Below are 14,537 nucleotides of genomic sequence, written 5' to 3' on the forward strand. Positions count from 1 at the left end.
GGAGGCCCCCCGTGCCGCGCACCTCGCGCACCACGCAATCCCCCGCCCACCGGGTCCCCGGCCGCTTCCGCAGGGCGACGGCAGTCGCCGGCGCGGCAGCGCTCGTCGCCACCGGCCTGCTGACCGCCTTCCAGAGCGGCTCAGCGGAGGCGTCCACCGCCGCAGCGGCACCGGCTGCGCTCGGCTCCAACTGGTATGCGGCGGCACCGTATCTGATGCCGCGTGACAACAACCCGCCGAGCGCCACCGACATCATGTCGGCCTCCGGGCTGAAGGCCTTCCAGCTGGCCTTCATCCTGGCGCCCAGCGGCGGCGGCTGCTCGCCCACCTGGGACGGCTCCGCCGCGGTCTCCTCGGACACCCAGGTCGCCGGCGTCATCAGCTCCATCCGTGCGGCGGGCGGTGACGTCTCGGTCTCCATCGGCGGTTACGGCGGCACCAAGCTCGGCCAGACCTGCGGCACCCCGGAGGCGACCGCCGCCGCATACCAGCAGGTGATCGACAAGTACCAGCTGAAGGCGATCGACTTCGACCTGGAGGAGCCGGAGTACGAGAACACCGCCGCCATCCACAATGAGATCGGCGCCGCCAAGATCCTCCAGAGCAACAACTCCGGGCTCTATGTCTCGGTGACCACGGCCGGCACCACGGCCGGCACCGGCTGGTTCGGCCAGCAGATGCTCAATGAGGCCAAGTCGCAGGGCTTCACCCCGGCCAACTTCTCGATCATGCCCTTCGACGGGGGTTTCAACGGGGCTGCGTCGCAGATCAGTGCGCTGGAGGCGTTCAACGGTCTGCTGCGCACCACCTTCGGCTGGGACGCCGCCACCGCCTACGCCCATGAGGGCGTCTCCATGATGAACGGGCGCAGCGACAGCGGCGAGTACTTCTACCAGGCCGACTTCCAGCAGGTGCTGGACTACGCCACCTCGCACAAGCTGGCCCGCTACACCTTCTGGTCGCTCAACCGCGACCGCCAGTGCGCCACCCCGGACAACAACGGCCAGACCTCCGGTACCTGCAGCAGCGTGGCGCAGGCGTCCTGGGACTTCGCCAAGTACTCGGTGCGGTTCGCCGGCGCCACCCCGCCCACCGGTACCACCACGGGTGGGACCACGACCACGGGTGGGACGACGACCGGGGGTACCACCACGGGTGGCACCGGCAGCTGCACCGCTGCGGCGTGGAACAGTGCGACGGCGTACACCGGCGGTGCGGTGGTGTCGTACAACGGGCACCAGTGGACCGCGAAGTGGTGGACCCAGGGTGACGTCCCGGGCGGCAGTCAGGATGTCTGGACCGACAACGGTGCCTGCACGGGTGGCACGACGACCACGGGTGGGACGACGACCACGGGTGGCACCGGCAGCTGCACCGCTGCGGCGTGGAACAGCGCCACGGCCTACAACGGCGGTGCGGTGGTCTCCTACAACGGCCACAACTGGACCGCGAAGTGGTGGACCCAGGGCGACATCCCGGGCAACAACAGCCAGGCCGTCTGGACCGACAACGGCGCCTGCTGACCCCGGGGACGTGCGGGGTCGCTGCCTGGAGCGACCCCGCACGGACCCCGGCGCGGGGGACCGCGCGCAAGGCCCGCCGCCCGGCGGAGGGTCGAGCGCACGGGGTCCCGCGCCCCGGCATGTCCGATGACCCGGTCCGGCCGGCCGGGCGCGCCCCGCGCTCGGCGCCGTCAGACCGGAACCGCTGCGCCGCCCGCCGGCCAGGGGCCCTCACGCAGCATCCGGACCACCCGGTGGGGCGGTCCCGGCCGGGCGAAGTACCAGCCCTGTGCGGTGTCGCAGCCGGTGGCCCGGAGCCGCTCCGCCTGCACCGCGCTCTCGACGCCCTCGGCGGTCACCGTGAGGCCGAGCGCATGGGCGAGCCGCACCATCGCTGAGACGATCTTCTCGTCGGCCTCCCGCCGGGCACCGCCCTGGTCGCGGAACCCCTCCACAAAGGTGCCGTCCAGCTTGAGCACATGCACCGGCAGCCGCGACAGATACGCCAGGTTGGAGTAGCCGGTGCCGAAGTCGTCGATGGCGATGCGCACCCCCATGTCGGCGAGCGCCTGCAGGGCCTGGAGCGGACGGCCCGCCGGGCCCATCACCGCACTCTCGGTCAGCTCCAGCTGGAGCAGCCGCGGGGGAAGGCCGGTGCGCTCCAGCACCTCGGCGACGTCGGCGACCACATCGGAGTCCCACACCTGGCGCACCGCCAGGTTGACGCTGACGAAGACCTCCGCCGAGGGGAACTCGTCCAGCCAGTGGCGGGCCTGGCGGCAGGACTCCTCCAGTACCCACTTGCCCAGCGGCACGATCGCCCCCGTCTCCTCGGCCAGCGGGATGAAGCGGTCCGGGGAGAGGGTGCCGAACCGCGGGTGCCGCCAGCGGACCAGCGCCTCCGCGCCGTGCACCCGCCCGTCCGCGAGGCCCACCAGCGGCTGGAACTCCACCGCGAACTCCCCCCGCTCCAGCGCGGGCCGCAGCGCGGTCGCCAGCAGCTGGCGGGTCATCTGGTGGGCGCCGCGGTCGGGGTCGTACAGCGTCCAGCGGGCCCGGCCGTCGGCCTTGGACCAGTACAGGGTGGCGTCGGCGTCCTTCACCAGCTCGGTGGGGGTGGTGCCGCGTACCGGGCGCTCCACCACGCCGATGCTGGCGGTGACCGCCAGCCGGTGTCCGGCCACGTCGAACGGCCGGTCCAGCACCTGCAGCAGCTCGGCGGCAAGCCCGGTGAGCTGGTCGCCGCCCTCGCTGTCGGGTACCAGCACGGCGAACTCGTCGCCACCGAGGCGCGCCACCAGCCGTCCGCTGCCTGCGAAGTGCCGCTCCAGCCGGGTGGCCACGGCGACCAGCAGTTCGTCGCCGATGTGGTGGCCGAGGGTGTCGTTGACCGCGGCGAAGCCGTCCAGGTCCAGGTAGCACAGGCCGACCCGGCGGCGTTCGGAAGCGGTGGACTCGCAGGCGGTGGCCAGGCGCTCGAAGAAGTAGGAGCGGTTGGGCAGCCGGGTCAGCGGGTCGTGCAGCGACTGGTAGTGCAGCCGGTCGCCGAGGCGGCGCTGCTCGGTGACGTCCTCCACCATGGCCAGGGTGTAGAGGGGGCGGCCGTCGCCGTCCCTGATCAGTGAGATGGTGATGTTGGTCCAGACGGTCCCGCCGTCGCGGTGCTTCAGCCGCTTCTCGATCCGCAGCCGGTCGCGCTCCCCGGCCACCAGGTCGAGGTAGAGGCGGCGGGCGGACTCCTCGGGATCGATGAACCGGTGGATGTGCATCCGCACCAGCTCGGAGACCTCCCGGCCGACCATGGCCGCCAGCGCGGGGTTGGCCTCGATGATGCAGTCCTCGGAGTCCACCAGCGCCATGCCGATGCCGGCGTCGGCGAAGGCTGCGCGGAACCGCGACTCGCTGGCCTGAAGGGCGTCCCGAAGCCGCTCGTTGACCCCGTGCAGCGGGGTGTCGCAGGAGGGGCAGACGATCTCCGCGGGGCTGCGGCCCGGCGGCGCCTCCTGCAGCGACATGGGCGCGGGCAGCGAGCCCGCCGGCCCGGTGGCCGGGCAGTCGGAGCTCTCGTGGACATCGGCGCCGTCGTACATGTCGGTCCCGTCGTGCGCTTCGGCCCCCCGGTGTGCGTCGGCCCCCTCCATCCGGCCTCGCACGGCATGCCCCCGTCCACTGCTCGCAGTCACAGCCGACAGGTGGTGCGGAACGGACATTCCGCTCGCACGCCCAGGGATCATAGGGCGTCGGGTGATCCGTGAGCCATGGAAATCCGGGCGGTCCATGGTGGTCTGCAGTGATATGCACCCTTGCCGGTGCGCCCCCGGCGCGGATCTCGCGATTCGCGCCCGGGGCGTACGCGGAGGTCGGACGGTGTCCCGGAGGCCGTCAGGCCAGCCGGGCGGTGAGGGTGATGGTGGTGCCGGACAGTGCCTGGCTGACTGGGCAGTTGGCCTTGGCGTCCTCGGCCGCCTTGACGAAGGCGGCTTCGTCCAGCCCCGGCACGTCGCCGGTGACCGTCAGATGGATGCCCGTGATCCCGGTACCCGGCTGGAAGGTCACCTCCGCCTTGGTCTCCAGCGTGGCCGGCGGAGTCCCGGCGCCGGTCAGGCCGTGCGAGAGTGCCATGGAGAAGCAGGCCGAGTGGGCGCCCGCGATCAGCTCCTCCGGGCTGGTCTTCCCATTGGGCTCCTCCGAGCGGGCCGGCCAGGAGACCGGGAAGTCGCCGATCCCGGAGGAGTCGAAGGTCACGACCCCCTTGCCCTGGGTCAGGCTGCCTTCCCAGGCGGTGTGAGCGGTGCGTGTCGTCGCCACGAGCGGTTCCTCCTGCTGCTGGGTGTGGGCCATGCGATGCGAAAGGCGGGTCCGGCCCCACCCTATGTCCGAACGTCCGTGATACCGCTGACCTCAGGGGAGTTGGCAGAGAGTCAGCCGGGCACCGGCCGGATCGGTGCTGGGAACCATCCGCCCGTGCGGGGAGTCGAAGGGCTCGCGCACCAGGCGCCCGCCCAGCCGCTGCACCGCCTCCGCCGCCGTATCGGCGTCGGGGACGGCGAGATAGACCGACCAGTACGGATGCCCCACATCCGTCCGGTAGCGGCCGCAGACCGGCGAGTCGCCGCTGCCGGGCACCTTCCACGCGGTGTAGTCGAACTCCCGGCCGTCGCCGATCTGCTCCTGCTTGTACGGGAAGAGCGTCCGGTAGAAGAGGTCGGCGGTCTCCGCCGACGGGGTGTTGAGCTCGTGCCAGCACATCGCGCCCGGCTCGGCGAACAGCTCGGCACCCGTGTGGCCGCCCGCCTCCCAGAGCCCGAAGGAGGCCTCGTCCGGGTCGAAGGCGAACGCCATCCGGCCCGCGCCGGGCACCTCGTGCGGCCCCATCACCGGCTTGCCGCCCGCCTCGGCCACCTTGCCGTACACGCTGTCCAGGTCAGAGGTGGCCAGATAGACGTTCCACATCGCCGGCATGGACTCGGCACCCGGCGGCGGGGGCATCAGCCCGGCCACCCGCTTACCGCCGCTGAGGCACATGGTGTACCCGCCCATCTCGGCGCCCAGGTCCTGGAACTCCCAACCCAGCACCGGTCCGTAGAAGTCCCGGGCGGCCTGGACGTCGGGGGTGGTCAGATCCGCCCAGCAGGGGGCGCCGTCGGGGTAGGAGTCGCGTGGGGGCATGGGGTCTCTTCCTTGAGGCTCCGGTTTCTTCCGCGCTCCCGGGCAGATCACTTCCCGCAAGCGCGCGTGGACGTTCCGCGAGCCCAGGATCCGGCTGCCCGGAGCGGTCCGCAACCGCACCGCCGCCGACCGGGGCAGCAGCCCCGCACCTGCGCGACGGGGGTGGACGGTGCCGGGCGGCGCCGCGCCGGAATGCCCGTGGGAGCCCCGCGCACCCGTCCGGCGGGTGGGCGCGCGGTTCCCACTCCTCGGACAGAGACGGGCCCCGCGGCCCGATGCTTGTTACTGTGGCGTCCGCCCTAAGCCCCCGCACCGGCCCGGAGCAGCCACGATGACGGACCAGCCCCAGACCCCTCCCGGCGGCAACTCCGTGGACGAGGTGGACCAGGAGGTGCAAGCCGAGCTGACCCGGCTCCGGCAGTCGATCGACAACATCGACGCCGCCGTGGTCCATATGCTCGCCGAGCGCTTCAAGGCGACCCAGCAGGTCGGCCGGCTCAAGGCCCGCCACAAGCTGCCCCCCGCCGACCCGGGCCGTGAGCGGCAGCAGATCGAGCGGCTGCGCGGCCTGGCCTCGGAGGCCCATCTGGACCCGGTCTTCGCCGAGAAGTTCCTCAACTTCATCATCGCCGAGGTCATCCGCCACCACGAGGCCATCGCGCGCTCCTGACGGGCCGTCGGGTCCGGCGGGCGCGGTCGGACCGGATGCCGCTGTGCCGCCGTGCCGCCGTGCCGCCGTGCCGCCGTGCCGCCGTGCCGCCGTGCCGCCGTGCCGTACGGGCGTCCGTCCGGCCGGGCGCTGTGGAGGCGCCGCGCCGCCGGCCGGGAGCCGTCCCGGCCTTGCCGCGGTGCTCGCGGGGCCGGGCCCCGCAGCCGCCCCGCACCCCGGCGGACGCCTGATGGTGCGGGGCCGGTCTGCGAGGGGCGCCGTCAGCCGTCCGCGAGCAGCACGATCAGCCGGTCCAGCAGCCGTGGGGCCAGATGCCGGCGCAGCGCGGCCGCGATGTTCTCCGGGGTGTCCAGGGTGATTACGGCGTAATCACGCCGGGGCGCCGGTGGCCCCACCGCACGCCGGGTGCGTACGGCGGGCGCGGGCAGGGACTGCCGTTCCTGGGGGAGCCGGGCGATCCGCCGGGCGTCCTCCACCGGGAGAAGGCCCTCGGCCAGCGCCCGCTGGAGCTCGGGTCGCAGCCGCAGCAGGGCGAGCCGCTGGGAGATAAACCCCTGGGACTTGCCGAGCCGCCCGGCCAGCTCACGCTGCGAGTAGCCGCAGGCGTCCACCAGCCGCTGGATCGCGTGGGCCTGCTCCAGCTCGGTGAGATCGTCCCGCTGGACGTTCTCGATCAGGGCGTCCTCGTCGGAGCGGCCGGCGTCCGCCCGTACATGCACCGGGACCTCGGTGAGACCGGCGAGCCGGGCGGCGGCCAGCCGGCGGTGGCCGTGCAGCACCACATAAGGGGCGTCGCCCACGGCGGCGCGGTGCTGCGGATGGTCGGCGAGGAACGCCTCCCGGCTGACCACGCCCAGCGGCTGGAGCACCCCGCGCTCGCGCAGGGTCTCGGCGAGTCCGTCGAGGTCGCGCAGTTCCGAGCGGGGATTGCCGGGGTTCTCGGCGAGGGCGGTGAGCGGCAGGACGACCGGGTGGCGGGGTGCGGCGGAGTCCGGGGTGCCGGGAGTGAGCAGGGTGGCGAGGTCGGTACGGCGGCCCATCACGCCACCTCCGTGCGCCCGGCGGCCGCCCGGCGTCCCCGCGGCGGCCGGGACCGGTCCGCGGGCCCGCGGCTGCGCGGCGGGCCCGCCGACCGGTCCGGCGGTCCGGCGGGGGCGGGTACGGCCGCACCCAGGCCGACCTCCAGGGCGAGGCGGAAGAAGTCCTCCCTGGCCTGCAGGGCGACCCGGTTGCCGCCGTACTGGGTGACCACCAGGCCGTCGGCCGAGGCCCGGGTGTGCAGCTTGTAGTGACGGACCACGGTGCGTGCCATCGGCCACCCCTGGGCCTGGACGAATGCCCTGGTCTGGTCGAGGTCGGCGCGGCCGTCCCGGGGGTCCCAGTTGTTGACCACCACCCGGAAGGGCAGCCCCCGGGGCCTGACGACCCGTTCGATGGTCCGCCGGGTGGGTTCAAAGCCCAGGGGCTCGGGCTCGATCGGCACGATCACGTCGTGGGCGTGGTCCAGGACCGCCCGCAGGGCGTCGGCGGCGGGACCGTCGCCCAGCGGGCAGCCGTTCGCACCCGCGGTGCCGGAGAGGTCCAGCCAGCCCGGGGTGTCCACGAAGACATGGCGGGCGGAGGGGATCAGATGCAGCGACGCGAGCCCCGCCGGGTCGTCGTGCGCCTGCACGAAGTCGAACGGCAGGCCGTCGCCCACCCGCTCCGACCACCAGGCCGCGGAGCCCTGTGGGTCGATGGAGACCGCGACCACCGGTGGAGCCTCGCCCTCCGTGCGGCCGAGCACATCGGCGGTGACGGCGGCGAGGTTGACGGTGAGGGTGGACTTCCCCACCCCGCCCTTCTGGTTGAGGATCACATGCACATGGGCCATGGGCCGTCCCTGAACCTCTCGAATCGGACATTAGGGATGTATGGCCACTGTGACAGTGCGACCGTCGCACAGGCCGCACCCATGCCCGGTGTCGTGCTCAGGTGTCGCAGTCGGGTGTCGCAGTCGGGTGTCGCAGTCGGGTGTCGCGGTCAGGTGTCGCCGCGACGGCTGCCGCCCACAGCGGCCACCTCGGCCGGCGGGTCCGCCACGACCACCGGCAGCGACTGCTCCAGGACCGGTTCCCCGGCCGGGGCGGAGGTCTGTGCGATCAGCGCGCCCGCCAGCACCATCAGACCGCCGACCACCTGCGGGACACCCAGCTTCTCGCCCAGCAGCACCCAGGCCGCCACGGTGGCGACCACTGCCTCCAGGCAGGCCACCACCCCCGCGACCGGCGGCGACAGCCGCCGCACCGACACCACTCCGGTCAGATACGCCAGCACGGTCGCCACCAGGATCACCCAGCCCACCAGCAGCAGGGCCGGCACCCGGGAGTCCCCCATCGGCACCGAGCCGTCCAGCAGCTGCCAGCGCATCTCCCAGGGGCGGGCGACAGCGGTCAGCACCACCGCTCCCACCAGCAGTCCATAGGCGGACACCGCCAGCGGATCGACCGGATCCTCCCCGTCGCTGCCCGCGTCCCCCAGCACGAAGTACCCCACCTGGCAGCAGGCCGCGCCCAGCGCCAGCAGCACCCCGACCGCGTCGAAGCTCAGCCCCGCCCACACCTCGACCACGCACGCCAGTCCGCTCACCGCCAGCAGCGCGCCGAACGCCGACGCCCGGCTCACCGGCCTGCGCTGCACCAGCCGTACCCAGCCCAGCAGCAGCGGCGGCCCCAGGTACTCGATGAGCAGCGCCACCCCCACCGGGATCCGGGCGATGGCGGCGAAGTAGAACGCCTGGACGCCGGCCACCGCCAGCAGCCGAACCCCACCAGCAGCCCCGGCCGCCGCAGCAGCACCCCCCGGTGCCGCACCGCCACCGGCAGCAGCACCAGTGCCGCACCGGCCACCCGCAGCCACACCACATGCAGGGGGCTCAGACCTGCGGCGATCAGCGGTTTGGCGGCGGTGCCCGAGCCGCCGAAGGCCAGAGCGGAGACCAGGGCCAGGGCCAGCCCGGTGGACCTGGCGGAGCGCGGCGCGGTCGGACTGCGCCTCTGAGAGTCGTGCATCCGGTCATTCTCGCAGCTCAACCGGGTTGGCCTGGTGTGCGAACGACTGAGGGCCCTCCCGACCGGAAGGGCCCTCACTGTCTGTGCGCCGCCAGGGACTCGAACCCCGAACCCGCTGGTTAAGAGCCAGCTGCTCTGCCAGTTGAGCTAGCGGCGCTCACCGACGACGAAACTCTACCGTATCCGCGCTGGTCCCACGCCCGGCGGCCCGCCGCACCCGGTCGCTCGCGTCGGAGGCCACGCTGCCGCATCCTGAGGCCATGGGCAGCGGAGAAGGACAGCGGATGTGCGGCGCCTTCGTGGGCTGGCTGCGCACCCACGGCTGGAAGATCCTCGAGGAGAGCTGCACGCAGGACTGCGTCGACATCGAGGCCTGGCACTCCGACGGCGCCAGGCTGCTGGTGGAGATCCAGAGCGACACCACCGACCCGGGGCCGGACCTCGACACGGCCTACGGGCGGCTGCTGCGCCGGATGGACGGGGTGCCCAGCAGCCGCTACGCGGTGGTCGTGCCGGAGGATGCGCTCGATGCGGCTCTGAGGGTGCTCCCGCAGGTCAGGGAGGCGCTGGCGCTGGACGTGTATGTGGTCGGCCCCGGCGGTGAGGTGCGCCGGGCCGACCACTGAGCCGGGACGGGGGGTGGCTGGGCCGGTCGGCCGTCACCCGGTGCACCCTGCGTGTCACCCGGGGTGCGGGCCGGTGGTGTGCTGCATAGCTTCGTGCGGGTGCGGGCGGTTGCGTCCGTAGATGTCCGCAAGCTCCAGGAAGCAGGTCGCCATCGTGCGCCATCGCAAGTTCAAGTACTTCGCCGGGGCTGCCGGCGTGTCAGCCCTCGCCGTGGCGGCCGCCGCCGGCGTCGGCGCCCTCGACCTGGGCGGCTCGACGCCCTCCGGCCAGGACGGGGTGGTCCATGCCGTCCCCCAGGGCGGCTCGATCCAGCAGGCCGTCGACCTCGCCAAGCCGGGCGACACTGTCACCATCCCCGCCGGGACCTTTCGCGGCAGCGTGCAGGTGCACACCGCCGGCATCACCATCCAGGGGGCGGGCCCCGCCACGGTGATCACCCCTGACGCGCAGCCCGGCAGCAGCGAGTGCGCCAAGGCCGGGCACGGCCTCTGCGTCACCGGCACCGCCGGTCACCGGCTGACCGGTGTCCGCATCATGTCGCTGTCGGTGTCGGGCTTCACCAAGGACGGCCTGATGGCCACCGAGACCGACGGGCTGCTGGTGCGGGGCGTACAGGCGGTGGGCAACGGCGAGCACGGCATCCGGCAGGACAAGTCGGTGCGCGGCGTCTTCCAGGACAACACCGCCAGGAACAACAAGGAGACCGGGATCTTCCTTGCCAACACGGTCAGCGAGGAGGGCGGTGCCACCGACGACGCGGGCGCCCTGGTCTCCGGCAACCATGTGTCGGGGAACCGGATCGGCATCACCCTGCGGCGGCTGCGCAATCTGACGGTGGAGCACAACACCGTGACGGACAACTGCGGAGGGATCTTCGTGGTGGGCGACGAGGGCGTGCCGAGGGCCGGTCACCTCACCGTCCGTGACAACCAGGTCCGGGCCAACAACCGCTCCTGCGCCGCGACCCCCCGCCTCCCGGTCATCCAGGGCGCCGGGATCGTGCTCACGGGTGTGGAGCAGACCACGGTCACCGGCAACGACATCCGGGACAACATGGGCACCGTGCCGATGTCCGGCGGCATCGTGCTGTACCCCAGCGTCGTGGGCATCCCCAACAAGGGGAACACCATCGAGCGCAACACCCTGAAGGGGAACAAGACCGCCGACCTCGCCGACCGCGACAAGGGCACCGGCAACGTCTTCACCGCCAACACCTGTACCGTCTCCGAGCCCACCGGCCGCTGCTGAGCCGCAGCCGGCGCCCGGAAGCGGTGAGGGCCCCTCTCCCGTGGGAGAGGGGCCCTCACTGTCTGTGCGCCGCCAGGGACTCGAACCCCGAACCCGCTGGTTAAGAGCCAGCTGCTCTGCCAGTTGAGCTAGCGGCGCCCGCTGACGCGACGACTTTACACGGACTCCGGCCGGATCACCGAATCGGACCCCGACTCGACGCACACGGCCCGACCTGCGAGCGTGGCCCTCAGCCTCCGTCCGCCCTCAGACCGCCGAGGAGCCGTCCATGAGCGCCCTGTCCGCGCCGCCCCCCGCCTTCGACCCGCGCGACCCGCTGGGCGTCGACGACCTGCTGGACGACGAGGAGCGCGCCGTACGCGACACGGTGCGGCGCTGGTGCGCCGAGCGGGTCGCACCGCGGATCGCCGACTGGTTCGAGCGCGGTGAGCTGCCCGAGATCCGCGAGCTGGCCCGGGAGCTGGGGCAGCTGGGGGCCCTCGGGATGCATCTGGAGGGCTACGGCTGCGCCGGCGCCTCGGCGGTCCAGTACGGCCTGGCCTGCCTGGAGCTGGAGGCCTGCGACTCGGGGATCCGCTCCCTGGTGTCGGTGCAGGGTTCGCTCGCCATGTACGCCATCCACCGCTGGGGCTCGGAGCAGCAGAAGCAGCAGTGGCTGCCCGCCATGGCGTCCGGCGAGGTGATCGGCTGCTTCGGCCTCACCGAACCCGACCACGGCTCCGACCCGGCGTCCATGCGGACCCGCGCCAAGCGGGAGGCCGGCGGCGACTGGGTGCTCGACGGCCGCAAGATGTGGATCACCAATGGCTCGGTGGCCGGGGTCGCTGTGGTGTGGGCGCGTACCGACGAAGGCGTACGCGGCTTCCTGGTACCGGCCGGCACCCCCGGCTTCTCCGCGCCCGAGATCAGGCACAAGGCCTCGCTGCGCGCCTCCGTCACCAGTGAGCTGGTGCTCGACGGGGTGCGGCTGCCCGCAGACGCGGCACTGCCCGACGTCATCGGGCTGCGCGGGCCGCTGAGCTGCCTCAACCAGGCCCGGTACGGCATCGTCTGGGGAGCGGTCGGCGCCGGGCGCAGCTGTTTTGAGACCGCGTTGGACTATGCGACCACCCGGGAGCAGTTCGGCAGGCCGATCGGCGGCTTCCAGCTCACCCAGGCCAAGCTGGCCGACATGTCGCTGGAGCTGCAGAAGGCGCTGCTGCTGGCGCTGCATCTGGGCCGCCGAATGGACGCCGGGCGGCTGCGCCCCGAGCAGGTCAGCTACGGCAAGCTCAACAACGTCCGGGAGGCGATGGGGATCGCGCGTGCGGCCCGGACCGTCCTGGGCGCCAACGGGATCAGCCATGAGTACCCCGTCATGCGGCATGCCGCCAACCTGGAGTCGGTGCTCACCTACGAGGGGACGGTGGAGATGCACCAGTTGATCGTCGGCAAGGCCCTCACCGGTCTGGACGCCTTCCACTGAGCGCCGCGCCGCTGCCGGGCCGCGGTCCGGCAGCGGCGGCGCGGAGCGGCGGAATGAGGCCGCCGCTCCGGCCGGCTCAGTCGCGACGGACGTGTCAGTCGCGGTAGTTCAGCACGAAGCGGATGGCGTCGCCGCGCAGCCGGCGCCTGACGAAGTAGACCGGCGCGCCGTCGGGCATGCAGCTGACCCCCTCCCGGACCAGCAGCGGGTGGCCGGTGGGGACGCCCAGCAGGGGGGCGTCGTCCAGATCCGCGGCAGTGGCGGAGAAGGCCCGCCAGTCGTACTCCACCGGGGCGCCCAGGACCTGCTGGAGGGCGGCCGCCAGGTTTCCGGTCGCCTCCATGGCGGGCAGCAGGGCGGGCAGCAGTGCGCTGTCCACCCAGTAGCTGCTCACGGCGAGCGGGCCGGACGCGGGTTCGACCAGGGTGTCGATGCGGCTGAGACGCTCGGGCGGAAGCCCCAGTACGCGGGCTGCCTCCCCCTCGGCGGCCGGTGAGGTGGCCACGACCCGTTCCACCCGGGCCGTCTCCGGATCGGGCGGCGGGCCCTGGTGGGGGCCGCCGGGGTCCACCCGCTGACTCCGGGGGTCGACCTGGACGGAGACCTGGGGCAGCGGGGTGCGCACAAAGGTCCCGATGCCCCGCCGGATCTCGACGGTCCCCGCCCGTTCCAGCTCGCCGATGGCCTGCCGGACGGTGAGGCGGTTGACGGCGTACTGGGCGGACAGCTCGGACTCACTGGGCAGCCGCGCCCCCGAGGGGATCTCCCCGCTGTCGATCCGCCGCTGCAGATGCCGGGCGAGCTGCAGATACAGGGGTGCGGAGCCATGGCGCTGCAACACCCGACGAAGTCTAGGGCAGCGGTCGGCGTCCCCCTTGACGACATCTGGCGTTCATCCGCCCGACCGGACGGCGAGGACCTCGCGTCATTCCAGGGATCTAGACGTATAGATGTCGCCTCTGACCTGGGAGATCTCATGTCCGCAGCCAAGCGCCCGAGCGCATCCACCCCGGCTCCCCGCAGCCGCCGACTGGCCGCCGCCTGCCTCACCGGTGCGCTCGCCCTCGGTGCGTCCGCCGCAGCCGCCGTGCCCGCCGCGGCCGCCCCCGGGCACTCGCCGGCATCCAGCGCCGCCCACCGGCACCCGGCGACCGCACACGCCATCCCCTTCACCGCCGCCACCGTGACCCAGCAGGCCGACGGCTCCTTCACCCTCAGCTGGTCCGCCCCCGGTGTCCGGCATGTCACCGTGTACGCGGGCCGCGACCAGCAGCACATCCAGCGCCGGCACGCGGTCGCCGGCGGCAGCGGTACCACCACCGTGACCGTCTCCGGCCTGGGTGCGGCCGACCGCTGGTGGTTCGAGCTGGTGCCCGACCGCGGTGAGCCGCTGACCCTGGCCGACCGCTCGCTGCACCTGGCCTCGGCCCCCAACTTCCGCGACGCGGGCGGCTACCGCACGGCCGACGGCCAGTGGGTCCGGATGGGCGTCCTCTACCGCTCCGGCGACCTGGGCAAGCTGTCCGACGCCGACCTCGCCGAGCTGCGCCGCCTGGGCGTGCGGACCGACATCGACTTCCGCACCGCCAGCGAGCGCTCCGCGTCCCCCGACCGGGTGCCGGCCGGTGCCCGCTATGTCGTCGCGGATGTCCTCGGCGACAGCCTCACCTCGTCGCTGCCCGCCACCGAGGCCGCGGGGTCGCAGATGATGCAGGACATCGAGCGGGTGATGGTCTCGGGGGACAGCGCGCAGCAGGCCTACCGGGCCCTCTTCGACGCCGCTGCGGACCACGGCGCCGACGCTGTCGTCTACCACTGCACCGCCGGAAAGGACCGCACCGGCTGGGCGAGCGCCGCACTACTGACCGCGCTCGGTGTGCCGCGCGAGACCGTGATGCAGGACTACCTGGCCAGCAATACCTACCGGGCCGCGGAGAACGCGGCCGCGCTGGCGCAGCTCCCCGAGGCGATGCGTCCCGCCTACAAGGCACTGCTGGACGTCCGACCGGAGTACCTCAACGCGGGCTTCGACGAGGTGTCCAGCACGTACGGGTCCTTCGGCGACTATCTGCGCCAGGGGCTCGGGCTGGGCCAGAACGAGCTGCGCGACCTGCGCAAGCAGCTGCTGGTCGGCTGATCCCCGGCGGGTCCGTCCCGGCGGCGGCCGGGGCGGACCCGCCCTGCGGAGGACCCGGACCCGCGGGGCGGCGCGGCGAGCGGGACCGGGGCGGACCCGATGACACGGGCCAACGACAAAGCAGCGCCCCGGTCGCATCACACGACCGGGGCGCTGCTTCGAGTGTCAG

General features: G+C 73.0%; 11 protein-coding genes, 2 tRNA genes and 3 pseudogenes. 7 read left to right on the plus strand and 9 right to left on the minus strand.

Annotated elements, in window-relative coordinates; translation table 11 throughout:
- Positions 1-119 precede the first annotated feature (119 nt).
- Together AB0761_RS24235 and AB0761_RS24240 are read left to right on the plus strand one after the other, a co-directional pair.
- Positions 120-1,316, plus strand: a pseudogene (locus AB0761_RS24235) (carbohydrate-binding protein); the annotation flags it as partial.
- Between the two features lie 78 nt (positions 1,317-1,394).
- Positions 1,395-1,523 (plus strand): annotated as a pseudogene (locus tag AB0761_RS24240) (carbohydrate-binding protein); the annotation flags it as partial.
- 170 nt (positions 1,524-1,693) lie between these two features.
- Here the strand turns inward: AB0761_RS24240 and AB0761_RS24245 are convergent.
- The 3 genes from AB0761_RS24245 to AB0761_RS24255 all read right to left on the minus strand — a co-directional run bounded on the left by AB0761_RS24245 (position 1,694) and on the right by AB0761_RS24255 (position 5,171).
- Complete coding sequence (locus tag AB0761_RS24245; protein WP_377271248.1) at positions 1,694-3,643, minus strand: putative bifunctional diguanylate cyclase/phosphodiesterase; 1,950 nt, start codon at positions 3,641-3,643, stop codon at positions 1,694-1,696.
- 241 nt (positions 3,644-3,884) lie between these two features.
- The gene (locus AB0761_RS24250; protein ID WP_377271249.1) at positions 3,885-4,310 is read right to left on the minus strand and encodes an OsmC family protein; all 426 of its coding nucleotides are present in this window, start codon (positions 4,308-4,310) and stop codon (positions 3,885-3,887) included.
- A 93-nt stretch (positions 4,311-4,403) separates the two neighbouring features.
- Complete coding sequence (locus AB0761_RS24255) at positions 4,404-5,171, minus strand: VOC family protein (protein ID WP_377271250.1); 768 nt, start codon at positions 5,169-5,171, stop codon at positions 4,404-4,406.
- Positions 5,172-5,502: 331 nt separating this feature from the next.
- Between AB0761_RS24255 and AB0761_RS24260 the strand changes: the two genes are divergently transcribed.
- Positions 5,503-5,841, plus strand: coding sequence for a chorismate mutase (locus AB0761_RS24260; protein WP_377271251.1), 339 nt, complete (start codon positions 5,503-5,505; stop codon positions 5,839-5,841).
- Positions 5,842-6,101: 260 nt separating this feature from the next.
- Here the strand turns inward: AB0761_RS24260 and AB0761_RS24265 are convergent, their stop codons facing one another.
- The 4 genes and pseudogenes from AB0761_RS24265 to AB0761_RS24280 form a co-directional block, all read right to left on the minus strand.
- Positions 6,102-6,881, minus strand: a complete 780-nt coding sequence (locus AB0761_RS24265; RefSeq protein WP_377271252.1) for a ParB/RepB/Spo0J family partition protein — start codon at positions 6,879-6,881, stop codon at positions 6,102-6,104.
- Positions 6,881-7,714 (minus strand): ParA family protein, encoded by an 834-nt coding sequence (locus AB0761_RS24270; RefSeq protein WP_377271253.1) that lies wholly within the window; start codon positions 7,712-7,714, stop codon positions 6,881-6,883. The genes AB0761_RS24265 and AB0761_RS24270 overlap by 1 nt, the downstream gene beginning before the upstream one ends.
- Before the next feature lie 149 nt (positions 7,715-7,863).
- A pseudogene (locus tag AB0761_RS24275) lies at positions 7,864-8,828 on the minus strand (DMT family transporter).
- A gap of 147 nt (positions 8,829-8,975) precedes the next feature.
- Positions 8,976-9,048 (minus strand) — tRNA-Lys (locus tag AB0761_RS24280).
- A 103-nt stretch (positions 9,049-9,151) separates the two neighbouring features.
- Between AB0761_RS24280 and AB0761_RS24285 the strand changes: the two genes are divergently transcribed.
- Both AB0761_RS24285 and AB0761_RS24290 read left to right on the plus strand, forming a co-directional pair.
- Entirely contained in the window at positions 9,152-9,517 is a 366-nt protein-coding gene (locus AB0761_RS24285; protein ID WP_377271254.1) for a hypothetical protein, read from the plus strand.
- A 121-nt stretch (positions 9,518-9,638) separates the two neighbouring features.
- Complete coding sequence (locus AB0761_RS24290) at positions 9,639-10,766, plus strand: nitrous oxide reductase family maturation protein NosD (RefSeq protein WP_377271255.1); 1,128 nt, start codon at positions 9,639-9,641, stop codon at positions 10,764-10,766.
- A gap of 65 nt (positions 10,767-10,831) precedes the next feature.
- Here AB0761_RS24290 and AB0761_RS24295 read toward each other — a convergent pair.
- Positions 10,832-10,904: transfer RNA gene (locus AB0761_RS24295), tRNA-Lys, on the minus strand.
- Between the two features lie 130 nt (positions 10,905-11,034).
- Between AB0761_RS24295 and AB0761_RS24300 the strand changes: the two genes are divergently transcribed.
- Positions 11,035-12,231, plus strand: a complete 1,197-nt coding sequence (locus AB0761_RS24300; protein ID WP_377271256.1) for an acyl-CoA dehydrogenase family protein — start codon at positions 11,035-11,037, stop codon at positions 12,229-12,231.
- 94 nt (positions 12,232-12,325) lie between these two features.
- Here AB0761_RS24300 and AB0761_RS24305 read toward each other — a convergent pair whose 3' ends face one another.
- Positions 12,326-13,072 (minus strand): GntR family transcriptional regulator, encoded by a 747-nt coding sequence (locus AB0761_RS24305; RefSeq protein ID WP_377271257.1) that lies wholly within the window; start codon positions 13,070-13,072, stop codon positions 12,326-12,328.
- Between the two features lie 135 nt (positions 13,073-13,207).
- Between AB0761_RS24305 and AB0761_RS24310 the strand changes: the two genes are divergently transcribed.
- Complete coding sequence (locus tag AB0761_RS24310; RefSeq protein WP_377271258.1) at positions 13,208-14,368, plus strand: tyrosine-protein phosphatase; 1,161 nt, start codon at positions 13,208-13,210, stop codon at positions 14,366-14,368.
- Positions 14,369-14,537 lie beyond the last annotated feature (169 nt).

The sequence above is a fragment of the Peterkaempfera podocarpi genome (assembly GCF_042466665.1).
In the GTDB taxonomy this organism is placed as follows: domain Bacteria; phylum Actinomycetota; class Actinomycetes; order Streptomycetales; family Streptomycetaceae; genus Peterkaempfera; species Peterkaempfera podocarpi.